Raw genomic sequence first — 22,357 nt, forward strand, 5'->3', positions numbered from 1 at the left:
TGATGGAACCGTCCGGGAGGACACGGACCGGGAAACGACGATGCCTGGCAGAGCGCGGTCAGGAGGCGAGGGTGTCGAACAGGTGGAGGCGGTGCGCGGTGGCCGCCGCCTCCCCGCGGGACGAGGCGCCCAGCTTCGCCAGGATGTTGGAGACGTGGACGCTGACCGTCTTCACCGAGATGAACAGCTCGCCGGCGATCTCCTTGTTGCTCTGCCCGTCCGTGACCAGCTTCAGCACCTCGAACTCTCTGGCGGTCAGCCCCAGCCGGTTGTCCTCGACCGGTTCCTCTCCCGTCAGCGAGACGCGGGCGCGTCTGGCCAGCGAGTCGATCTCGGCCACCAGCGGTGCGGCGAGCAGGCGTTCGGCCAGCGGCCGGGCCGCCGACAGCCGCTCGGCCGCCGCCTCCCTCGCGCCCGCGAGGCCTCCCGCATGACCACCCACGTGGCCACCCGCCGGACCGCCGGCGTGGCCACCCGAAAGATCGCCCGGGCGATCACCTGCGAGACTGCTCGCCGGACCGGCGGCGTGGCCGTCCGAGAGATCTCCCGCCTGGCCCCCCGCCGGACCGCCGACGTGGCTGCCTGAAAGACCACCCGCGTGGCCGCCTGACAGACCGCTTGAGTGGCCACCCACGAATCCGCCCGCACGGGTGCCCGTGGCACCCGCCGGGTTGGTGGCGGGGTCGGCGACGGCGGCGCGCGCCGCGCCGAGCAGCGCCATGGCCTGCCGGTACGGCTGGCCCAGCGCCCCCCACACCTGCGCCGCCGCGTCCCACACGGCCAGCTCACGCGTCAGCCACGCCTCGAAGGTCAGCCGCCAGGCCCGCTGGAGGTCGCCCTTCGCGTCGACCTCGGCCGCGATCTCCAGCAACGACGCCAGCAACTCGTCGGCGGACGGCACAGGACCCTCGGCAACCTCACCGCCATACCGCCCCCCAGAGCCGGTCGCCCCGGCCCCACCGACCCCTGCCCCGATCTCAGGAGCACGCCCGGCGCCGCCATACCGCGCCCCCGCGTGCGGTACCTCGCCGGCCCTGCCACCGCTGATGCGCGCACCGGACTCAGGCGCGCCACTGGCCCCGGCACCATAGCGCGCCGCCGACTCAGGAGCGCCATCCGACCCGGCGCCGCCGTACCGCGAGCCACCCTCCGCAGCACCGCCCGACCCCGCGCCGCCGTACCGGACCCCTGACCCCGAAGCACCACCCGACCCGGCGCCGCCGTACCGCGAGCCACCCTCCACAGCACCGCCCGACCCGAAACCGCCAAACCGCGCCACCGACTCAGGAGCACCGCCCGACCCCGCGCCGCCGTACCGGACGCCGGACCCCGGGGCACCGGTCGAGCCGGTGTGGCCGGACAGGCCGTGGGGTGGTGGGGTGGTGAGGGCCTGGATGGCGGTGAGCATGAACGGCCACGCGTAGCGGGGGTTGCCCGGCAGGTCCTGGGTGCGCAGCGCCCGTGCGATCACCTCGAGCGCGGCCTCCTGGCGCCCCTCGGCCAGCTGGATCGCCAGTTCCCTGCCGAGGTTGGGCAGCACGGTCTGGTCGCGATAGAAGCCCACCGACAGCAGCCCGGCGGCCTCCTCGAACAGGGCCCGCGCCCGTGCGGTGTCGCCGCGGGCGAGCGTGATGTCGAGGGTGAATCCCAGCAGGCTGGCCCGGTACGGCGGCGGCGGCGCCAGGTCGAGTGCGTGCTCGATGACCTCCAGCGCTTCGTCCCAGCGGCCTAGGGAGACCAGCGGCTCGGCCAGGTTGATCGCCAGGAACGCGCCCGAGGTGCGGGCCAGGCCGTAGTCCTCGGCGCCGGCGATGCCCCGCCTGGCCACCACGGTGGCCGCCTCGTGCCGGCCCCAGCCCTCCAGCGTGTCGGACTCCGAGATGGCGGCCCTCATCAGCGCGTTGTAGGCGCCGGCCGTGCCGGCCACCCGCCTGGCCTCGGTGTAGCCGTCGAGCTGCTGGTCGGCCTCGGCGTTGTGGCTGTCGGCCCAGGTCAGCGTGATGAGCGCGTGGGCCTCGGTGGTGGCGTCGCCGATCTGGCGGGCGATGCGCAGCGCCTCCTCCGCGTGGGCGACCTTCTCGGCCCACAGGTCGGGCGTGTTGAGCATGCGGGCCAGCGCTTCGAGGGTCTTGGCGCGCAACGCCGTCGGCGGCGAGGCGGGCACCAGGCGTGCCGCCTCGCGCAGGTCGTCGACGTATCCGCGGCGGCCGAGGTCGTAGCGGGCCAGGCCGCGGTGGCGCAGCAGTCTGGCGGTGGTGATCGGGTCGGTCTCGGCGTCGACGAGGCGCAGGGCCGCCCGTGACAGCGAGATGGCCCGTTCGAACTCGCCGGCCAGGTGGGAGACCATGATCTTGGCGCGTAGCACGTCGATGTAGGAGGTCTGGATGAGCTCGGCGGCGTCGGGCACCTGCTCCCACAGGTCGATGACCCTGCTGAGCATCCTGAGCTGTTCGTCGTAGGCGGTGGCCTTCCGCGCCGCGGCCGCCGCCCGCCATGCGCTGAGCAGCGCGGGCCTGACCTCGTGGGCGGCGTGCCAGTGGTGCGCCAGCTCGATCGCCGCCCTGGTGGCGGGCAGCAGCGCCGGGTGGTCCTCCAGGGTCCTGGCGTAGCGGGTGTGCAGGCGGGTGCGCTCGCCCGGCAGCAGGTCGTCGTGGACGGCTTCGCGGATCAGCGCGTGCCTGAAGGCGTAGCCCTCACCGTCGACGACCAGCACGTTTCCGGCGACGGCCGGGCGCAGCGCCCTGGACAGCGCCCCGTCGTCGAGCCCCGCGACCGCGGTCAGCAGCGCGTGGTCGATCCGCGCGCCGCCCGCGCTGGCCACCCGCAGCAGCTCCTGGGTGTCGTCGGGCAGCCGTTCGACGCTGGCCAGCAGCAGGTCGCGCAGCGAGTCGGGGACGCTGTCGTGGCCGTCGCCCGCCAGCAGCGCCTCGACGAACAGCGGGTTGCCCTCGCTGCGGGAGTAGACGTCGTCGATGTCGAGCCGGCCGGGCAGCCCGCCGAGGATGCCGACGGCCTGCTCGATCACCTCGCGGCGGCTCAGCCTGCGCAGTTCGAGGCGGCCGACCCACTCGACCCTGCCCAGCTCGGCCAGCAGCGGTCGCAGCGGGTGGGTGCGGTGCAGGTCGTCGGCCCGGTAGGTGACGACGATCAGCAGGGGCAGGTCGGAGCGCTGGTAGCGGACGAGGAAGGACAGCAGGTCGCGGGTGGAGCGGTCGGCCCAGTGGGTGTCCTCCACGATGAGCACGGTGGGCTCCCGCTCGGCCAGCCCTTCGAGCAGCCCGAGGACCTGCTCGAAGAGCCTGGCGCGCGCCTCGGGCCCGTCGCCCTCCGGCTCGCCGAATTCGGGCAGCAGCCTGCCGAGGCCCCGGGTGGAGCCGCCGGGCACCATGGCGGCGATCGCGTCGCGGCCGAGGTCGCGCACCAGCTTGCGCAGCACGGCGGTGAAGGGGGCGAACGGCAGGCCGTCGGTGCCGAGCTCGAGGCAGCCGCCGACCAGCACCCGCGCCTCGGTGACGCGCTCGGTGAACTCCCTGATCAGCCTGGTCTTGCCGACGCCGGCCTCGCCACCGATCAGGACGGTCGACGACATGCCGGCGCGGGCCCGGCCCAGCGCCGCCTGCAGCGCGGCCAGCTCGTCGGCGCGGCCGACGAACAGGGGGCTCACCGTGTTGATGCTCACGCCCAACAGGATGCCATCAGCCGCAGACGGAACTCAGCGCAGCACCTTGCGGTAGAAGCTGGCCGACTGCTCGTACCCCAGCGCCCGGTAGAACTCGGGGGCGCGGCGGGTGGCGAGCGCGACGTAGCCCGCCTCGCGCTCGCGCGCCCAGACCTCGAACTCCTCCAGCAGGCCGCGCCCGATGCCCTGCCGTCGGAATCCGGTCTGCACCATCGCCTCCTCGACCCAGGCGACCGGCCCGTTGGCGAACAGGGTGAGGTGCACGAAGCCGAGCAGGTAGCCGTGGACGCGGCCCTCGACGACGGCGGTGAGCACCAGCGCGTCCTGGTTGGCGAGCAGTTGCGGGAAGGCCTTGTCGAAGGCCGCGCGTTCGGGCCTGAAGGTCAGCCCGAACTCGCGGGCCAGCGCGAAGATCTCGTCAGCGTCGCTCGGCTCCGCCCTCCGTATGTGCAGATCGTCTGAGGTCATGAGGTGGACCATAGATCGTTCCCGCTGGGTCGTCCAATCCGGAACTCCGGGAACACGAGCATATGTCCTTTATCGGACCTCAGAGATCCGCCATGCCGAGCTGCCTGGCGATCAGCATGCGCTGCACCTCGCTGGTGCCCTCGCCGATCTCCAGGATCTTCGCGTCGCGGTAGAAGCGGCCCACGGGGAACTCGTTCATGAAGCCGTAGCCGCCGAAGATCTGGGTCGCGTCGCGGGCGTTGTCCATGGCCGCGTTGGAGGAGACCAGCTTGGCGATGGCCGCCTCCTTCTTGAACGGCCTGCCCGCCTCCATGAGCGACGCGGCGTGGTAGTAGGCCAGCCTGGCGGTGTGGGCGCGTGCCTCCATGTCGGCGACCTTGAACTGGATGGCCTGGTAGTGGCCGATCGGGTGGCCGAAGGCGCGCCGGTCGCGGACGTAGCGCAGCGACTCGTCCACGCAGCCCTGCGCGAGGCCGACGCTGAGCGCGGCGATGGCGACGCGCCCCTCGTCGAGGGTCTGCAGGAACTGCGCGTAGCCCCTGCCCCGCTGGCCGAGCAGGTTGGCGGCGGGCACGCGGCAGTCGGCGAAGGACAGCTCGCGGGTGTCGGAGGCGTTCCATCCGACCTTGGAGTACTTCTTCGAGACGGTGAACCCGGGGGTGCCGGACGGCACCAGGATCGTGGAGATCTCCCGCTCGCCGGTCAGCGCGGCGACGGCCACGACGCCGGTGATGTCGGTGCCGGAGTTGGTGATGAACGCCTTGGTGCCGTTGATCACCCATTCGTCGCCGTCGAGCACGGCCGTGGTCCGCATGCCGCCGGGTACGTCGCTGCCGCCGCCCGGCTCGGTCAGGCCGAAGGCGCCCAGCACGCGTCCCGAGGTCAGCTCGGGCAGCCACCGGGCCTTCTGCTCGGCCGTGCCGAAGCGGTAGATGGGCATGGCGCCGAGGGAGACGGCGGCCTCCAGTGTGATGGCGACGCTGGAGTCGACCCGGGCGAGCTCCTCCAGGGCCAGGCACAGCGCGAAGTAGTCGCCGCCCATGCCGCCGTGCTCCTCAGGGATGGGCAGGCCGAACAGGCCCATGGCGCCCATCTGGCGGACGATGTCGTAGGGGAACTCCTCGCGCTCGTAGAAGTCGCCGATCACGGGGGCGACCACGTCGCGCGCGAAGGCCTCGACGGTCTTGCGCAGCTCTTCGTACTCGTCGGTGAGCATGGTTCTTCAGCCTTTCGAGAGGGCCTGGACGACCCGGGACGGACTGGGACGGCCGAGCCGTTCGGCGAGCCAGACGCTGGTGGCGACGAGCTTGCCGAGGTCGAGTCCCGTGTCGACGCCGAGCCCGTTGAGCATCCACACCAGGTCCTCGGTGGCGAGGTTGCCGGTGGCGGACTCGGCGTAGGGGCAGCCGCCGATACCTCCGGTGGAGGCGTCGACGACGGTGACGCCGGCCCTGAGCGCGGCGAGCGTGTTGGCCAGTGCCTGGCCGTAGGTGTCGTGGAAGTGGACGGCGAGCCGTTCTGGCGAGGGGAAGGCCTCGATGAGCGCGGTGGCGTGGCCGGGGGTGCCCACGCCGATGGTGTCGCCGAGGGACAGCTCGTGGCAGCCGAGGTCGAGCAGCCTGGTGCCGACGCGCACGACCTGCTCGATCGGCGTCGGCCCCTCCCACGGGTCGCCGAAGACCATGGAGACGTAGGCGCGCACCTTGACCCCCGCCTCCAGGGCGCGGGCGACAACCGGCTCGAACATCTCGAACTGGCTGTCCAGGCCGCGGTTGAGGTTCTTGTTGGCGAAGGTCTCGGTGGCGCTGGCGAAGACGGCCACCTCGTCGACGCCGCACTCCAGCGCCCGGTCGAGGCCGCGCTCGTTGGGGACCAGCACCGGGTAGCGGATGCCCGGCCGCCGCCGCAGCGTGGCCAGCAGCTCGCCGGAGTCGGCCAGCTGCGGCACCCACCTGGGGTGGACGAAGCTGGTCGCCTCGATCACGGTGTGGCCGGCGTCGGCCAGCCTGTCGATGAAGGCGGCCTTCACCTCGACGGGGATGACGGCCTTCTCGTTCTGCAGGCCGTCGCGCGGCCCGACCTCGTAGACGGTGACCCGCTCGGGCAGGCCGTCCAGCCGATACGGCATGCGGCTCACTCCTCGGAAGAGACGACGGCCAGCACCGCGTCCATGTCGACGGGCTGGCCCGCCCTGACCGGCAGCTCGGTGACGGTGCCCTGGACAGGGGCGGTGACGGTGTGCTCCATCTTCATGGCCTCGACGACGACCAGCGGCTGTCCCTCGCTCACCTGCTCGCCCGGCGCCACCTTGACCAGCAGGACGGTGCCCGGCATCGGGCTGCGGACGACCCCGTCGCCGCCGCCCGCGCCGCCCGGCCGGTCGCCGGGGTCGCCGATGCGGTGCCTGGTGAGTGTCCAGGCCGCGCCGTCGCGCCCGAGCCAGAGGGTGTCGCCGTCGCGGACCATGACGAACCGGAGGACGCGGCCGCCGAGCGTGACGGCCAGCTCCCCGCCCTCGGTCACCGCCCTGGCGGCAACGACGCCGTCACCCGGAAGGAGCGCCTCGGCGCCGGTGCCCGAGAGGCGCGCTCCGGCGCCGGTGTCCGGCAGGCGCACCTCGGCGCCGGAGGCGGGCAGGCCGCGGACCTCCACCTGGTGAACCCCGTCGCGCGACTCCAGCCGCCAGGTCGTCCAGGCAGGATCGCCGATCCGCCAGCCGTCGGCGATCTCCCACGGGTCGGTGGCGGGCGGCGTGGTATGGAAGGCGAGCGCGGCGGCCGCCAGCGCGTCGGCGGGCACGGCCGCGCTCAGCGCCAGCTCGGGCAGCACCCTTTCGACCAGGCCGGTGTCCAGCCTTCCCGCCACGACGTCGGGGTGGGCGGCCAGCGCCCGCAGGAAGGGGATGTTGGTCGTCACGCCCAGCACGCACGTCTCGGCCAGCGTCCTGTCCAGCGACCGCAGGGCGGCCCTGCGGTCCTCGCCCCAGGCGACCACCTTCGACAGCATGGGGTCGAAGTCGCTGCCGACGACCACGCCTTCGGCCAGGCTGGAGTCGACCCTCGCGGTCGAGGGCTCGCGCAGCGCCAGGACCCTGCCGCCGGTCGGCAGGAAGCCGCGGGCGGGGTCCTCGGCGTAGACGCGCGCCTCCACGGCGTGGCCGCGCAGCCGTACCGACTCCTGGCCGAACGGCAGCGGCTCGCCCGCGGCCACCCGCACCTGCAGCTCCACCAGGTCCAGGCCGGTGACCAGCTCGGTGACGGGGTGCTCGACCTGCAGGCGGGTGTTCATCTCCATGAAGTGGTAGTCGCCGGAGACGCCGTCGACGATGAACTCGACGGTGCCCGCGCCGGTGTAGCCGACCGCGCGGGCCGCCTCGACGGCCGCCGCCCCCATGCCCTCGCGCATCGCCTCGGTGACGAAGGGCGAGGGCGCCTCCTCGATGATCTTCTGGTGCCTGCGCTGCAGGCTGCACTCGCGCTCGCCCAGGTGGACGGTGCCGCCGTGGGCGTCGGCGAGCACCTGGATCTCGATGTGCCGGGGGTTTTCGATGTAGCGCTCGATCAGCAGGGTGCCGTCGCCGAAGGCGGCCTCGGCCGTACGGCGGGCCGAGGCGAGCGCGTCGGGCAGCTCGGCCGCCGAGCGCACCAGCACCATGCCCTTGCCGCCGCCGCCCGCGGACGGCTTGATCAGCGCGGGGAAGGCGCTCCACGTCTCGAGGTCGGCGCCGGTGCCGCCGGGCACGACCGGCACCCCGGCCGCCGCCACCGTCCGCTTGGCGCGGATCTTGTCGCCCATGGCCTCGATCGCCTCGGCGGGCGGCCCGATGAAGACCAGACCCTCGGCCGCGCACCTGCGGGCGAAGGCGGCGTTCTCGGCGAGGAAGCCGTAGCCGGGGTGGACGGCCTGCGCGCCGGTGGCCCTGGCCGCCGCCACCAACGCCTCTATGTCCAGATATTTCGGGATCTGGAGGGCTTGGTCGGCCATGCGCACGTGGAGCGCCGACGCGTCGGACTCGGTGTAGACCGCCACGGAGGTGACCCCCATGGCGCGGAGCGTCCTGATGACCCGGACGGCGATCTCGCCCCGGTTGGCGATCAGTACGGTGCTGAACATCATCACATCCGGAAGACGCCGTAGCCGACGGGTTCGAGCGGCGCGTTGGCCGCCGCGGACAGGCCCAGCCCCAGGACGGTACGGGTGTCGATCGGGTCGATCACGCCGTCGTCCCACAGCCTGGCCGTGGAGTAGTAGGGGTTGCCCTGGTGCTCGTACTGGGCCCTGATGGCGTCGGCGTCCGCGGTGCCGACGGTGGTCAGCACGTTGGCGGCCTGCTCGCCGCCCATGACCGAGATGCGGGCGTTGGGCCACATCCACAGGAAGCGCGGCGAGTAGGCCCTGCCCGCCATCGCGTAGTTGCCCGCGCCGAACGAGCCGCCGATCACCACCGTGAACTTGGGCACGCGGGCGCAGGCCACCGCGGTGACCATCTTGGCGCCGTGCTTGGCGATGCCGCCGGCCTCGTAGGCCTTGCCGACCATGAAGCCGCTGATGTTCTGCAGGAAGACCAGCGGGACGCGCCGCCGGTCGCACAGCTCGATGAAGTGGGCGCCCTTCAGCGCCGACTCGGCGAACAGGATGCCGTTGTTGGCGATGATCCCGACGGGGTGGCCGTGGATGTGGGCGAAGCCGGTGACCAGTGTCGTGCCGTACTCGGCCTTGAACTCCAGGAAGCGCGAGCCGTCGACGATCCTGCGCACCACCTCGCGCACGTCGTACGGCGTGCGGGTGTCGGGGGGCACGATGCCGTACAGCTCCTGCGGGTCGAGGTGCGGCTCCTCGGCCGCCCGGCGCTCCCACGGCGGGGCGGCCTTGGGCGCGAGCGTGGCGACGATGTCGCGGACGATCGCCAGCGCGTGGGCGTCGTCCTCGGCCAGGTGGTCGGTGACGCCGCTGACGCGCGCGTGCAGGTCGCCGCCGCCCAGTTCCTCCGCGGTGACCTCCTCGCCGGTGGCGGCCTTCACCAGCGGGGGCCCGCCGAGGAAGATCGTGCCCTGGTTGCGCACGATGACCGCCTCGTCGCTCATGGCGGGCACGTAGGCGCCGCCCGCCGTGCAGGAGCCGAGGACGGCGGCGATCTGCGGGATGCCGCGCGCGGACATGGTGGCCTGGTTGTAGAAGATGCGCCCGAAGTGCTCGCGGTCGGGGAAGACCTCGTCCTGCCTGGGCAGGAACGCGCCGCCGGAGTCGACCAGGTAGAGGCAGGGCAGGTGGTTCTGCAGCGCCACCTCCTGGGCGCGCAGGTGCTTCTTGACGGTCATCGGGTAGTACGTGCCGCCCTTGACGGTGGCGTCGTTGGCCACGATCACGCACTCGCGTCCCGACACCCTGCCCACGCCGGTGATGATCCCCGCGGCGGGCGCCTGGTCGTCGTAGAGGCCGTTGGCGGCCAGCGGCGACAGCTCCAGGAAGCGGGATCCGGGGTCGAGCAGCCCGTCGACCCGGTCGCGTGGCAGCAGCTTGCCGCGCTCGACGTGGCGCTGCCTCGACCGCTCGGGCCCGCCTTTCGCGGCCTCGGCCAGGCGCTCGCGCAGCTCGGCCGCCAGCCGCTCGTTGACCTCGGCGTTGCGCTTGAACATGCCACGTAGGTTAATCATCATTAACGTCTGTGTCTAGAATGTGAGATGTGAGCACTCCTACCCGCAATCGCCGCGGCGAGATCCTGGAGGCCGCCGCGACCCTGTTCGCCGCCCGCGGCTACCACGGCGTGTCCATCGAGGAGCTCGGCGGCGCGGTCGGCGTGTCGGGTCCCGCGCTCTACCGCCACTTCAGCGGGAAGGAGGCGCTGCTGGTGGAGATGCTCACCGGCGTCAGCACGCGCCTGCGCGAGGCGGCGACCGCCGTGGTCACCACCGCCCACGACCCGCGAACCGCCCTCGAGGCGCTGCTGGACGTGCAGATCACGTTCGCGCTCGAACAGCCCGCGCTCATCACGGTGCACGACAGGGAGCTGGGCAACGTGCCCGAACCGCACCGGCGCCAGATCAGGCGGCTGCAGCGGCTCTACGTCGAGGAGTGGGTGACCGTGCTGGCCGAGCTGCACCCCGCCTGCCCGCCCCCGCGGCTGCGGGCGGCGACCCACGCCGTGTTCGGCTTGCTCAACTCGACGCCGCACAGCGCCGGCGAGCTACCCGCCGAGGCGATGCGCGCGCTGCTGCGCGGGATGGCGCTGGCCGCCTTCGACACCCTTGGTTAGCGGACATTAACACTCTTCCCTTTCTAGAAAACCGCTTGTTGCGCCAAATATCTAGATATATCGTTTAGGTATCTCGATAGTTGGAGTGCGACCATGCCGGATTTCGCACCGAGGGTGCGCAAGGGCGACGTGCGCGCCGCCCTGCTCAGCCTGCTGGGCGAGGAGCCCAAGAACGGCTACCAGATGATCCAGGACATCGAGCAGCGCAGCAGGGGCGTGTGGCGGCCGAGCCCCGGCTCGGTCTACCCCGCGCTCCAGCAACTGGAGGACGAGGGGCTGCTGGCCGGCGAGGACGCGGGCGGCAGCCGTACCTACCGGCTCACCGAGCAGGGGCGCAGGCATCTGCGCGAGCGGGAGGCGACGCTCGCGCCGTGGGAGCAGGTGGCGGGCTCCGTGCCCGAGGACCGGCAACAGCTGCGGCTGCTGTGGGCGCAGGTCAGCGAGGCGTTCGGGCACCTGGCGCAGACCGCCGACGACCGCCAGGTCGCCGCGGCCTCGCAGTTGCTCCGGCAGACCCGCAAGTCGATCTTCAAGATTCTGGCGGAGGGCGAATGAGCGCGGTCACGGTGAAAGACCTGACCAAGACCTACGGCAAGGTCGAGGCCGTCAAGGGCATCGACTTCGAGGTGCGGTCCGGGGAGGTGTTCGGCTTCCTCGGCCCCAACGGCGCCGGCAAGACCACCACGATCAGCATGCTGTGCACGCTGGTCAATCCGACAGGCGGCAGCGCCACGGTGGCGGGCCACGACGTGGTGCGCGAGCGCGACCAGGTCCGCCAGAACATCGGCCTGGTCTTCCAGGACCCCACCCTGGACGGCTACCTGACCGCCGAGCAGAACCTCCGCTTCCACGCCGAGCTGTACGGCGTGCCCAAGCCGCTGGTGGCCGGGCGCATCCAGCAGGTCATGGAGATGGTGGCGCTGTGGGACCGCAAGGACGCCAAGGTGATGACCTTCTCCGGCGGCATGAAGCGCCGGCTGGAGATCGCCCGCGGCCTGCTGCACTCGCCGCGCGTGCTCTTCCTCGACGAGCCGACCGTCGGCCTCGACCCGCAGACCCGGGCCGCCATCTGGGGCTACATCAACAAGCTGCGTCACAGGGAGGACATCACGATCTTCATGACGACGCACTACATGGACGAGGCCGAGTACTGCGACCGGATCGCCATCATCGACCACGGTGAGATCGTCGTCATCGACTCCCCCGAGGCGCTGAAGGCCAGTGTCGGCAAGGACAGGGTGCAGATCCACACCGGCGACGACGACACGGCGATCACCGCGCTCAGCGAGAGGTTCGGCATCGAGGCGGCCGTCCACGAGGGCGCGGTGACGTTCGCGGTGGCCTCCGGCGAGGAGTTCGTGCCGCGGCTGTTCGCCGAGCTCGGCCTGCCGATCAGGGCGGTGAGCGTGTCGCGGCCCTCGCTCGACGACGTGTTCATGTCCTACACCGGCTCGACGATCAGGGACGCCGAGTCCGGCACCGGCAACGAGTGGATGAAGGCGATGGTGAGACGATGACGACGACCGACCCCTCCACCCGCGACGACGTGGTGAGCGTGCGGATGCCCGCGCGCGGCCTGGCGCACGACCTGCGCGCGATCAAGGTGGTGCTGCACCGCGAGATGCTGCGCTTCGTCAACGACCGCACCCGCATGCTGTCGATGCTCATCCAGCCGGTGCTGTGGCTGTTCGTGATGGGCACCGGCCTCGGCACGCTGGTGCGCGGCTCGATCCCCGGCGTCGACTACCGCACGTTCATGTACCCCGGCATGATCTCGATGACGGTCATCATGACCGCGATGTTCTCCGCCGGGTCGATCGTGTGGGACAGGGAGTTCGGCTTCCTCAGGGAGATGCTGGTGGCCCCGGTCTCGCGCGGCTCGATCGTCGTGGGCAAGTGCCTGGGCGGCGCGGTGGTGGCCGTCGGTCAGGGCGTCGTCATCCTGGCGATGGCCGGCCTGGTGGGCGTGCCGTACTCGCCGGGGCTCATGGTGACGCTGCTGGCGGAGATGTTCCTCGCCGCGTTCACCATCACCGCCTTCGGGGTGACGCTGGCGGCCCGCATGCGCAACATGCAGACGTTCTTCGGGCTGATGCAGATGGCGATCATGCCGATGATGTTCCTGTCGGGCGCGATGTTCCCGCTGGCGAACCTGCCGTCGTGGCTGCACGTGCTGACCACCGTCAACCCGCTCACCTACGCGGTCGACCCGATGCGGCAGGCGGTCTTCTCCCACCTGTCCGTGCCCGCGCAGGCGCAGGCGGTGCTCAACCCCGGCGTGCGGTGGTTCGACTGGCAGGTGCCGGTGCCCGTGGAGCTGGGCCTGATCGCGCTGATCGGCCTCACTCTGCTCGGGCTGGCGGTCGCCCAGTTCAGGAAGGCCGAGTAGCCGGCCTCCCGCCGGCCGGCGGGACCACGGCATGGAACGGGGCCCGGTCAGGAGACCGGGCCCCGTTCCGCCGTCGCCTACCTCTTGACGCGGACGTAGTCCCTACCGCTCTGCGAGCCGTAGGTGTCGGAGTCGCCGCTGAAGACGAACTTCCAGTAGCCCGACCTGTAGGCCTTCACCTTGGTGTACAGCTTCCCGCTGCCGGTCGAGCGGGTGGTCTTGACGTACTGCCACTTGCTCGAGCCCTTGGGCAGGAAGTACAGCGCGACCTTGGCCTCGTAGCCACCGCCGTCGACCAGGAGCGCGCCCCTGAACCGCAGGTACTTGCCGTACGTGACCGGCTCGGGGTAGGCGTTGAACGCGACCAGCTTGCTCCTGTCCTTCGCCGGCGGGGGCGGCTCGGCCACCCTCACCCAGTCGCCGGCGCTGCTGGAGCCGTCCACGCCCCGCGTGCCCTCGTACACCGCGCGCCACCAGCCGGAGGCCTGCGCGGTGGCGTCGGCCCAGAAGCGGCCGTCGCGGCCGGTCCGGTCAGCGGTCACCCGCTCCCAGCGCCTGGAGCCGTCGGCCTTGAACAGGATGACCACGTGCTGGCCGGGCAGCCCGTACCAGCCGCGCGACCCCTCGGCCTGCAGGGCTCCGGTGAAGACGAGCCTGTCGCCCTTGTCGACCGGCTCGGGGCGGGCGTCGAAGCCGACGATCCTGCTGTCGCGGGAGCCGGCCCTGACGTCGACCCTGTCGGTGTCGCTGACCGAGCTCTTGGCGCTCGCGTGGCCGCCGAACTCGGCCCGCCACCAGCCGGTGGCCTCGGCCGTCACCTTGGTGGCGAACCAGCCGCCGCGACCGGTGTCGACCGTGGTGACGTGCCGGTAGGCGTCGGTGCCCTTCTCGCGGAAGGTGATGGTGACGCGCTGCCCGCCGTAACCCTGCCAGCCGCCGCGCTCGACCTGCAGCCGGCCGGAGACGGAGATGCGCTCGCCCTTGGCGACCAGGTCGGGGTGCGCGCCGAAGTCGACGAGCCTGGTGTCCGAGGCCGTCTTTCTGACCTCGACGCCGAACGTGCCGTCAGTGGACTTCTCCCCGCCCTGCCCGTCGTGGGCGATCGCCAGGAAGCTCCACCGGCCCTCGCTCTTGGCGTCGAAGGTCTTCTTGCCCGTCCACCTGGTCCACTCGCCGTGCGGCGAGGCGGTCAGGTCGACCGGTGAGCCGACGCTCACGTCGCCAGGGGGCTTGAGCTGCAGCTCGGCCTTGCCCGCGCCCTTGGTGGTGAACGAGAACGTCGCGGTGACCTGCTGGTCCCCGGTCACGACGACGGGTGAAGGCGAGACGTCCACCTTCGAGATGCTCGGTGCCGCCGCCGCGGTCGCGGGGGACGTCAGGGCCAGGGCCCCTGCTCCCACCGCCAGCGCCACGGCGGCCGCTCGGAAGCGTTGCAACATTCGGGCACTCCATTCCTTTACCCGTGGTTGAACGCGGCATGAGGGTGCCACGTCGTACGTAAAGTAGACGTTTTGGACAGGCAAAGCGTTTGAGATGTTGACAAACTGTCATTCAGATCAGTCAGACAAGAACCTGGTCCTCGCGTTCGGGCAGACGAAGACCCCATGCGCGGGACATAATCGGGCTTGTGGCGCGCGACACTGTTGAGACTCATTTCACCGAAGCGGTTGCGACGCTCAAGGCGGGCGCTCGCCGAGATCCGGCCCAACCCGTCAGAGACGGCACCACCCTGACCGGCCAACGCTGCCGTGAGCTGTTCGACCGGCAGCTGGGCAGCAGGCTCCTCGACGTGGCGGCCAGATGGTTGCGGGCGCAGAACGAGGGCTTCTACACCATCGGATCGGCCGGGCACGAGGGCAACGCCGCCGTGGCCGCGGCCGTCAGGACCACCGACCCCGCCCTGCTCCACTACCGCTCCGGCGCCTTCTACCTGACCCGGTCGGTCATGGCGGGACGCCTGCCCGAGCAGGGGCTGCGCGACGTGCTGCTGGGGCTGACCGCCTCGGCCGAGGAGCCCATCGCCGGCGGCCGGCACAAGGTCTTCGGCCACCCCGACCTCGCGGTCATCCCGCAGACCTCCACCATCGCCAGCCATCTGCCGCGCTCGGTCGGCGTCGCGCTGGCCATCGAGCGGGCCAAGGCGATCGGCCTCGAGACGGCCTGGCCCGCCGACGCGATCACGATCTGCAGCTTCGGCGACGCCTCCACCAACCACGCCAGCGCGCTGTCGGGGTTCAACACCGCCGCCTACGCCACCTACCAGGGCCAGCCGCTGCCGATCCTGTTCGTCTGCGAGGACAACGGCCTGGGCATCTCGGTCCGCACACCCAGGGGATGGGTGGAGACGGCCGCCCGCCGTCCCGGCATCGAGTACTTCCAGGCCGACGGCTGCGACCTGGCCGAGACCTACGACGCGGCCGTCCGCGCGGCCGACCACGTCCGCTCGACCCGCTCGCCCGCCTTCCTGCACCTGAGCACCGTGCGGCTGATGGGCCACGCCGGTTCCGACGTGGAGTCCTCCTACCGGACCCAGCGCGAGATCCGCGCCGACCACGAGCGCGACCCGCTGCTGCGCACCGCGGCGCTGCTGGTCGAGGCGGGGCTGGCCACGCCCGAGGAGCTGATCAAGCGCTACGAGTCCGAGCGCGAGCACGTGCTGCGGACGGCGCTGGAGACCACCCGCACCGCCAAGCTCACCTCCGCCCGCCAGATCGTCGAACCGCTGGCACCCCGCCGGTCCGAGCTGATCGCCAAGATCAGCCCGGTCGCCGCCGAGCCCTCGGTCAGGGAGAAGGCCTTCGCCGGCCAGCTTCCGGAGAAGGACAAGCCGCTCACGCTGTCCCAGGCGATCAACCGCACGCTGGCCGACGCGCTGGCCGTCTATCCCGAGATGATGGTCTTCGGCGAGGACGTCGCCAAGAAGGGCGGCGTCTACGGCGTGACGCGCGGCCTGCAGAAGCGCTTCGGCGCCGCCAGGGTCTTCGACACGCTGCTGGACGAGCAGGCCATCCTCGGCCTCGCGCTCGGCTCGGGCGTGTCGAAGCTGCTGCCGGTGCCCGAGATCCAGTACCTCGCCTACCTGCACAACGCCCTCGACCAGATCCGCGGCGAGGCGGCGACGCTGTCGTTCTTCTCCCGCGGCGCCTACCGCAACCCGATGGTGGTGCGGGTGGCCGGATACGCCTACCAGAAGGGGTTCGGCGGCCACTTCCACAACGACAACTCCATCGCGGCGCTGCGCGACATCCCCGGGGTGGTCATCGCCTCGCCGTCCAGGCCGGACGACGCCTCGGCGATGCTGCGCACCTGCCTGGCCGCCGCGCGCACCGAGGGCTCGGTGTGCGTGTTCCTGGAGCCGATCGCGCTGTACAACACGCGCGACCTGTTCGACGAGGGCGACAACGGGTGGCTCGCGCCGTACGCGCCGCCGTCCCGGTGGGCCGAGACGCACGTGCCGATCGGGCGGGCGCGCGGCTACGGCGACGGCCGCGACCTGACGATCGTGACGTACGGCAACGGCGTGCGGATGAGCCTGCGGGCCGCGGTCAGGCTCACCCAGGACGGCGTGAGCTGCCGGGTGCTCGACCTGCGCTGGCTGGCGCCGCTGCCCGTCGAGGACCTGATGCGGGCGGCGGAGCTGACCGGCAAGGTGCTGATCGCCGACGAGTGCAGGCGCACCGGCGGCGTCTCCGAGGGCATCGTCACCGAGATGCTCGACGCGGGATTCACCGGCCAGATCGCCCGGGTGACCTCGGCCGACAGCTTCATCCCGCTGGGCGAGGCCGCCAACCACGTGCTGCTGTCGGAGGTGGAGATCGAGCAGGCGGCCAGGAAGCTGCTCAGCTGAGCGTGCCGGGGGTACGGCAGGCGGCCCGCGCGGGCCGTACCCCCGGGCTCCGCGGCATGCCGACAGGGTGAGGCTCGCCGGTCACAGCCAGTCGCGGCGTTTGAAGACCAGGTAGAGGACCAGGCACACCGCCGCCATCAGCACCAGCGCGAACGGATAGCCGACCGCCCAGTGCGTCTCCGGCATGTGGTCGAAGTTCATGCCGTAGATCGTGCCGACCAGGGTCGGCGCGAACAGGATGGCCGCCCACGCGGAGATCTTCTTGACCTCCTCGCTCTGCGCGTAGCTCGCCCTGGTCTGCTCCTGCGCCACCAGCGTCGAGTTGATCACCAGGATGTTCTGCAGGAGCTGGCGGAATCCGGCCACCCGCTCCGAGACGGTGATCGCGTGGTCGGCCACGTCGCGCAGGTAGCTCTGCAGTTCCTCGTTGACCCCGTACTTCGGCGCCCCCGCGATGAACCCGTCGATCATGGGCAGCAGCGGCCTGGTCGCCCGCTGGAACTCGATGACCTCGCCGGACAGCTCGTAGACCCGGCGGGAGACCGAGGGGTCGCCGCCGAAGACCTGCACCTCGATCTCCTCGATGTCCTTCTGCAGCCCGGCCACGACGGGGGCGCAGCCGTCGACCACGGCGTCGAGGATCGCGTAGAGCACCGCCTGGGGGCCCTGGCGCAGCAGCTCGGGGTCGGACTCCATGCGGCGGCGCACGGCGGCCAGGTCGGGCGACTCGGCGTGCCGTACGGTGATCACGAAGTTGCTGCCGACGAAGACGTGCACCTCGCCGAAGGCGACCTCCTCGACGTCGTCGAGGTAGGTGGCGGCGCGCAGCACCACGAACAGCATCTCGCCGTAGCGGTCGGCCTTCGGACGCTGATGGCCGACGATGGCGTCCTCGAGGGCCAGCTCGTGCAGGCCGAACTCCTCGGCGAGCTTGGCCAGCTCCCAGTCCTTCGGCCGGTAGAGGCCGATCCACGCCATGCTGCCGGGGGTCTTCTTCAGGCTGTCGAAGGCGTCGGCGAGCGAGGCGGGGGTGCCGATGCGGTGCCCGTCGAGGTAAAGGGCGTTGTCGATCACAGTCGGCCGGTACGGCGAAGCCTCGCCGGAGCGCGGGTCCATCGAGTGCTCGGGGGCGGGCTCGCGGACACCGCTGCGCAGGAAGCTCCTCATCCGTGCCATACCGGACCTCCTAGGACAGCTGGAACTCGTTGAGAGCCTGGTGGGCGTGATCGCGGATGGTCTTGCGGAACACGGGCGTCCAGCCGAGCAGCGGCCCCGCCGGCCTGCCGAGCGCCATCTTGGACCAGTGGCGGAAGTCGAAGTCGTCATGGTGGCGGACGATCAGGCCGTCCTCGAAGCGGAAGAAGGCCTTCACCTCGTTGACGACCTCGCGGCCCGTGGTGGTCAAGGTATAGCGGGCGATCCAGTGGGCGCTACCCGCGGAGGAGGAGGCGGCGAGGTCGCGGTAGGTGACCACCATGCCGCTTCCCGTGGCAAGCAGCAGCCGCCACCTGGCCATCACCCGGTCGCGGCCCTGCAGCTCCTGGAAGAGGGGGTCGCCGAAACTGACGTCGGGGTGGTAGCAGCGCTCCATGGTGCCGGTGTCGCCCTTGCTGAGCGCCGCGAAGAACGTGGTGAGCAAGGCCACGTGCCGATCGTCCATGATGTCCCCTCTGTTTAGATCATGCGTTTCGCATTCTCCCAGCAGACCGCGCGCAGCCAGTCATCGCCCAGACCGAGTCTGTCCAGGCCGTCGAGCTGGTGGGCGTAGGCGTACGGAATGGTGGGGAAATCGCTGCCGAGCAGCACCTTCCCCGCAAGACCCAGTTCACGCAGGCGCGGCCGGAGCGCGTCGGGGAACGGCGCCAGCCGGGCGGCGAAGTCCGTGAACGCCATGGTGGTGTCGAGCGCGACGCGCTCGTGGCGTTCGGCCAGCGCGAAGAAGTCCTCGTACTCGGGCATGCCGAGATGGGCGATGACCATGCGCAGGCGCGGGTGGCGGCGCAGCACGCCGGCGACGGGCTCGACGCCGACGCAGCCGCCGGCGACGGGCACGGAGCTGGCGTGCACGACGACGGGGACGCCGGCCTCGGCCAGCAGTCCCCAGACGGGGTCCAGTTCGGGCATGCGAGGGTCGAAGGCGCCCACCTGGAGATGGATCTTGAAGATCGCGGCGCCGTCGTCGAGCGCCTGCCGGACGTAGCCCAGGACGCCGGGCTCGGGGAAGAAGGTGGCCGACGGCAGGCACTCGGGGACCTTGCGGGCGAAGTCCAGTGTCCAGGCGTTGAGGTCGGCGGCCATGGCGGGCCGGTGCGCGTAGGCGAGGGCGGGGAAGGCCCGCACCCCCATCGCGGTCAGCAGGTCCACGCGCTCGCCGACCGGCTGCCGGTAGCGGATCTGCCAGCCGTCGCCCATGAGGGGGCCGCCGTGGTCGAAGTGATGCCAGACGCGGCGCTCCATCCGCTCGGGCAGGAAGTGGACGTGCAGGTCGATGAGACCGGGCAGGCCGAGCGCCTGCCACCAGGCCGGAACGGCAGAATCTTCTTCTATCGCCACATCGGCGACCTTACCCCTGGTCATCTCCGCCCCCCTTCGCCGGACGGACGGCCCTGTCAGGTCGAGCGAGCATCCGATCAACAGGAAGAGGGCCGACCGGATAGGGTCTGGCTTGATGGACAAGCTATGGGCCCACCTGGTCGAGGCACAGCCGCCACCCGAGCTGTGGGTCGTGGCGCTCTCGGCCCTGGCCGCCTTCGCGATCGTCGCCTACCGCCCCTCGTGGCACCTTTCACGCGGCCTCGTCACGATCGCCCACGAGGGCGGCCACGCGCTGGTGGCGTTGCTGAGCCGCCGCCGGCTCCAGGGCATCCGCCTGCACTCCGACACCTCGGGCGTCACCCTCACCCGGGGCAGGCCGACGGGCCCCGGCATGATCTTCACCGCGCTCGCGGGCTACCTCGCCCCCTCCCTGCTGGGCCTGGCCGGCGCGTGGCTGACCGCCGAGGGCCGGGTCACGCTGCTGGTGTGGAGCGTGCTCGGCTTCCTCGTCTGCATGCTGCTGCTGATCCGCAACCTGTACGGCGCGCTGATCCTGCTGGTCACCGGCGGCGCGGTGTTCGCCCTGTCGATGTACGCGCCGGACGACATCCAGATGGTCGTGGCGCACGTCGCGGTGTGGTTCCTGCTGTTCGGCGGGGTCCGGCCGATCCTCGAGCTGCAGCACAAGCGGCGCAGAGGGCAGGCGCCCGACTCCGACGCCGACCAGCTGGCCCGGCTGACGTTCCTGCCCGGCGGCTTCTACGTGCTGTTCTTCCTGCTGGTGGGCGCCGCCTCCGTGGCGGGCGGGGCGTGGCTCATGATCCCCGTCACCGAGCTCGCCTGGTGGTGACCGAGAGGCCCCACAGCGGCTGACCGCTGCTCGCCTGGTCGAAGCCGCCGCCCGTCAGGGGCGCGGTGAGCCGCTGAGGAAGGCCCGGACGTCGGCCGCCTCCGCCGCCCACCGGGCCGCCGCCTCCGGCTGCTCGAAGGGGGCGAGCGTGACTTGCTCGCCCTTGCGCGACCAGGTGCCCTCGATGACGCCGTCGGCCAGCATGACCGGGCGCAGGATGCCACCCCCGGGGAACACCGCGCGCCGGTGCCGCTCGTCCAGGATCAGCGTGCGGTCGGCCCAGCCGAGGAGGTACTCGTCGAAGGCGGGCGCCAGCCGTACCGCAGGGGCGCCCTCCTGCCCGCCCGGCCCTGGGCGCGGGCAGGCGGGGCAGGGCGCTGAGCCTGGACGGGCGGCGGCGGGGACCGTCCGCAGGCGGGCGCCACCGCGCGGGGCGTCCTCGAGGGAGGCGGCGACCAGGCCGAAGGCGGCGCGGGCCGTCCCGAGTGGCAGGCCCGACCAGGCGGCGAGGTCGTCGGGCGTGGCGGGGGCGTGCGCGCGCAGGTAGCGCCGGGCCAGCTCGGCCAGCGCCGTGTCGCGGTCGGGCTCGAAGGCGAGGGGCGCGCCGAACCAGTCGGCCGTGTGCACGTAGGTGGGTTTGCCACGGCGGAGCGGCCCGAGGACGGCCAGGCCGTGGAAGGCGGCCAGCGCCACCAGGTGGACGACGCCCTGCCCGGTGGCCCGGCCGGCGAGCCTGTCCTCGAGCTCGGCCTTGGTGAGCGGGCCCTGCCCCGCGAGGGCGCGGTCGATCAGGGCGAGCAGGTCGTCGCCCGCCACCCCCTCCTGGGCCAGCCTGCGCAGGGTGCCGGTGTCGTTGCGGGTCAGGGCCAGCAGCCACGGCAGGTCGTCGCGGTGGACGAAGTGGAGAGTGCCGCGCGGCCCCCACACCCTGACGATCTCGCGCGCCTGCCAGGCGGCCACGACCTCCTCGACGGTGACCGTGGCGGATCGGACGCGGAAGGCCAGCAACGCCGAGGGGACGTCCTGCGCCTGGACGGCGAGCAGGTGGCCGACCATCTCACCGGCGCCGAGGCCGGGCGGGCGGTGCAGCAACTGGGCGGACAGGCGGGCGCTGCGCAGGTCGTCGGGCACGGGCGAGAGCTTAGAGGCGGGCACCGACAAAGCCGCGCGTCGCCGCGACATACGCCTATGTCCCCCTGGTACCGGGCCTGGCGCCATCCGGTAGCCGCCGGCGGGTGGGCGGTCACGTCAAGTGAAACGCAACCAATCCGAAAGTGTGATTTGTCACTTTATGTCCGATATACGCCCCCCTTGGGGGTCGGCGGTGCATCACCACGGCCGCCTTCACGGAAGACCCCGGCGTCCTGAGCCTCACGCGGGCAACCGGCGCCACACCTCGGAGAGATCAGATGATACAGACACAGCGGCTCACCAAACGGTTCCGCGCGACCGTGGCGGTGGACGACCTGTCCATCGCCGTCGAGCCGGGAAAGGTCACCGGCTTTCTCGGGCCCAACGGCTCGGGCAAGTCGACGACCATGCGCATGATCATGGGCCTGGCCCGCCCGACCAGCGGATGGGCCACGGTGAACGGCCGGCCGTACCGCAAGCTGCGCCACCCGCTGCGCGAGATCGGCGCACTCCTGGACGCCGAGGCCGTCCATCCCGGCCGTTCGGCGGCAAACCACCTGCTGTGGATGGCGCAGACCAACGGCCTCCCCCGCTCCCGGGTCGACGAGGTCCTCGGCCTGGTGGGGCTGTCAGGCGTGGCCGGCAAGCGGGTCGGCGGCTTCTCCCTCGGGATGAAGCAGCGCCTGGGCATCGCCGGCGCGCTGCTCGGCAACCCCGGCGTCCTGGTGCTCGACGAGCCGATGAACGGCCTGGACCCCGAGGGGATCCTGTGGGTCCGCACGCTCATCCGGTCCTTCGCCGCGCAGGGCCGGGTCGTCTTCGTCTCCAGCCACCTCATGAACGAGATGCAGGACACGGTCGATCACGTCGTCGTCATCGGCAGGGGACGGCTCATCGCCGACGCGTCCATGAAGGACTTCGTCGCCGGCAACTCGCTGGAGGCGGTGCGCCTGCGCTCCCCGCACGCGTCGATGCTCGGCCCTGTGCTGGTGGAGGCGGGGGCGCGGGTGAGCGTGGAGCCGGACGGCTCGCTCACCGTGACCGGCCTCTCCTCGACCCGCGTCGGCGACCTCGCCCTGGCGGCAGGGGCGGCGCTGCACGAGCTCTGGACCCGGACGGAGTCGCTGGAGTCGGTGTTCATGAAGCTGACCCGGCAGAGCCTCGACTACCAGGCGAGCCCGGCCCCGGCCCGGGCGTGAGGAGCA

Annotated in this window: 18 protein-coding genes; 7 read left to right on the top strand and 11 right to left on the bottom strand. The window is 71.7% G+C overall.

From position 1 onward, the window contains the following. Positions 1-58: 58 nt before the first annotated feature. The 6 genes from ACWENQ_RS11350 to ACWENQ_RS11375 form a co-directional block, all read right to left on the bottom strand. A complete protein-coding gene (locus ACWENQ_RS11350; RefSeq protein ID WP_452413950.1) occupies positions 59-3,679 on the bottom strand; it encodes a helix-turn-helix transcriptional regulator in 3,621 nt (1,206 codons plus the stop codon). Between the two features lie 33 nt (positions 3,680-3,712). Next, positions 3,713-4,147, bottom strand: a complete 435-nt coding sequence (locus tag ACWENQ_RS11355) for a GNAT family N-acetyltransferase (RefSeq protein ID WP_354907346.1) — start codon at positions 4,145-4,147, stop codon at positions 3,713-3,715. A gap of 79 nt (positions 4,148-4,226) precedes the next feature. Beyond that, positions 4,227-5,363, bottom strand: coding sequence for an acyl-CoA dehydrogenase family protein (locus ACWENQ_RS11360; RefSeq protein ID WP_449927335.1), 1,137 nt, complete (start codon positions 5,361-5,363; stop codon positions 4,227-4,229). Positions 5,364-5,369: 6 nt separating this feature from the next. Then, positions 5,370-6,275: a hydroxymethylglutaryl-CoA lyase gene (locus ACWENQ_RS11365; RefSeq protein ID WP_449927332.1), complete on the bottom strand. Its 906-nt coding sequence runs from the start codon at positions 6,273-6,275 to the stop codon at positions 5,370-5,372. A gap of 5 nt (positions 6,276-6,280) precedes the next feature. Beyond that, the gene (locus ACWENQ_RS11370; RefSeq protein WP_452414517.1) at positions 6,281-8,260 is read right to left on the bottom strand and encodes an acetyl/propionyl/methylcrotonyl-CoA carboxylase subunit alpha; all 1,980 of its coding nucleotides are present in this window, start codon (positions 8,258-8,260) and stop codon (positions 6,281-6,283) included. 2 nt (positions 8,261-8,262) lie between these two features. After that, entirely contained in the window at positions 8,263-9,783 is a 1,521-nt protein-coding gene (locus ACWENQ_RS11375) for a carboxyl transferase domain-containing protein (protein ID WP_354907350.1), read from the bottom strand. Between the two features lie 47 nt (positions 9,784-9,830). Between ACWENQ_RS11375 and ACWENQ_RS11380 the strand changes: the two genes are divergently transcribed. The 4 genes from ACWENQ_RS11380 (at position 9,831) to ACWENQ_RS11395 (ending at position 12,789) form a co-directional block, all read left to right on the top strand. Beyond that, complete coding sequence (locus tag ACWENQ_RS11380; RefSeq protein ID WP_449927329.1) at positions 9,831-10,400, top strand: SACE_7040 family transcriptional regulator; 570 nt, start codon at positions 9,831-9,833, stop codon at positions 10,398-10,400. A 93-nt stretch (positions 10,401-10,493) separates the two neighbouring features. Beyond that, positions 10,494-10,955 (top strand): PadR family transcriptional regulator, encoded by a 462-nt coding sequence (locus ACWENQ_RS11385; protein ID WP_449927326.1) that lies wholly within the window; start codon positions 10,494-10,496, stop codon positions 10,953-10,955. After that, on the top strand, positions 10,952-11,917 hold the full coding sequence (locus ACWENQ_RS11390) for an ATP-binding cassette domain-containing protein (protein WP_354907352.1): 966 nt from the start codon (positions 10,952-10,954) through the stop codon (positions 11,915-11,917). The genes ACWENQ_RS11385 and ACWENQ_RS11390 overlap by 4 nt, the downstream gene beginning before the upstream one ends. Further along, the gene (locus ACWENQ_RS11395) at positions 11,914-12,789 is read left to right on the top strand and encodes an ABC transporter permease (protein ID WP_354907354.1); all 876 of its coding nucleotides are present in this window, start codon (positions 11,914-11,916) and stop codon (positions 12,787-12,789) included. Before ACWENQ_RS11390 ends, ACWENQ_RS11395 begins: the two co-directional genes overlap by 4 nt. Before the next feature lie 77 nt (positions 12,790-12,866). Here ACWENQ_RS11395 and ACWENQ_RS11400 read toward each other — a convergent pair whose 3' ends face one another. Beyond that, positions 12,867-14,228 carry a hypothetical protein gene (locus tag ACWENQ_RS11400; protein WP_449927322.1) on the bottom strand — a complete coding sequence of 454 codons (1,362 nt, stop codon included), beginning with the start codon at positions 14,226-14,228 and terminating at the stop codon, positions 12,867-12,869. Positions 14,229-14,416: 188 nt separating this feature from the next. On the opposite strand from ACWENQ_RS11400, the gene ACWENQ_RS11405 reads away from it, so the two are divergent. After that, entirely contained in the window at positions 14,417-16,636 is a 2,220-nt protein-coding gene (locus ACWENQ_RS11405; RefSeq protein ID WP_449927319.1) for a thiamine pyrophosphate-dependent enzyme, read from the top strand. 81 nt (positions 16,637-16,717) lie between these two features. On the opposite strand, the gene ACWENQ_RS11410 is transcribed toward ACWENQ_RS11405, so the two are convergent. Genes ACWENQ_RS11410 through ACWENQ_RS11420 form a run of 3 tightly spaced genes read right to left on the bottom strand, consistent with a single transcriptional unit; the run spans position 16,718 to position 19,213 of the window. Beyond that, on the bottom strand, positions 16,718-17,812 hold the full coding sequence (locus ACWENQ_RS11410; RefSeq protein WP_449927316.1) for a magnesium and cobalt transport protein CorA: 1,095 nt from the start codon (positions 17,810-17,812) through the stop codon (positions 16,718-16,720). Between the two features lie 10 nt (positions 17,813-17,822). Next, positions 17,823-18,296 (bottom strand): nuclear transport factor 2 family protein, encoded by a 474-nt coding sequence (locus ACWENQ_RS11415; RefSeq protein WP_449927312.1) that lies wholly within the window; start codon positions 18,294-18,296, stop codon positions 17,823-17,825. 14 nt (positions 18,297-18,310) lie between these two features. Next, complete coding sequence (locus tag ACWENQ_RS11420) at positions 18,311-19,213, bottom strand: amidohydrolase family protein (protein ID WP_452413952.1); 903 nt, start codon at positions 19,211-19,213, stop codon at positions 18,311-18,313. 91 nt (positions 19,214-19,304) lie between these two features. On the opposite strand from ACWENQ_RS11420, the gene ACWENQ_RS11425 reads away from it, so the two are divergent. After that, positions 19,305-20,021 (top strand): M50 family metallopeptidase, encoded by a 717-nt coding sequence (locus ACWENQ_RS11425; protein WP_449927306.1) that lies wholly within the window; start codon positions 19,305-19,307, stop codon positions 20,019-20,021. 54 nt (positions 20,022-20,075) lie between these two features. Here ACWENQ_RS11425 and ACWENQ_RS11430 read toward each other — a convergent pair whose 3' ends face one another. Beyond that, positions 20,076-21,152 (bottom strand): winged helix DNA-binding domain-containing protein, encoded by a 1,077-nt coding sequence (locus ACWENQ_RS11430; protein WP_452413954.1) that lies wholly within the window; start codon positions 21,150-21,152, stop codon positions 20,076-20,078. 278 nt (positions 21,153-21,430) lie between these two features. On the opposite strand from ACWENQ_RS11430, the gene ACWENQ_RS11435 reads away from it, so the two are divergent. Next, a complete protein-coding gene (locus ACWENQ_RS11435) occupies positions 21,431-22,351 on the top strand; it encodes an ABC transporter ATP-binding protein (protein ID WP_452413956.1) in 921 nt (306 codons plus the stop codon). Positions 22,352-22,357 lie beyond the last annotated feature (6 nt).

The sequence above is a fragment of the Nonomuraea sp. NPDC004354 genome, assembly GCF_053602555.1.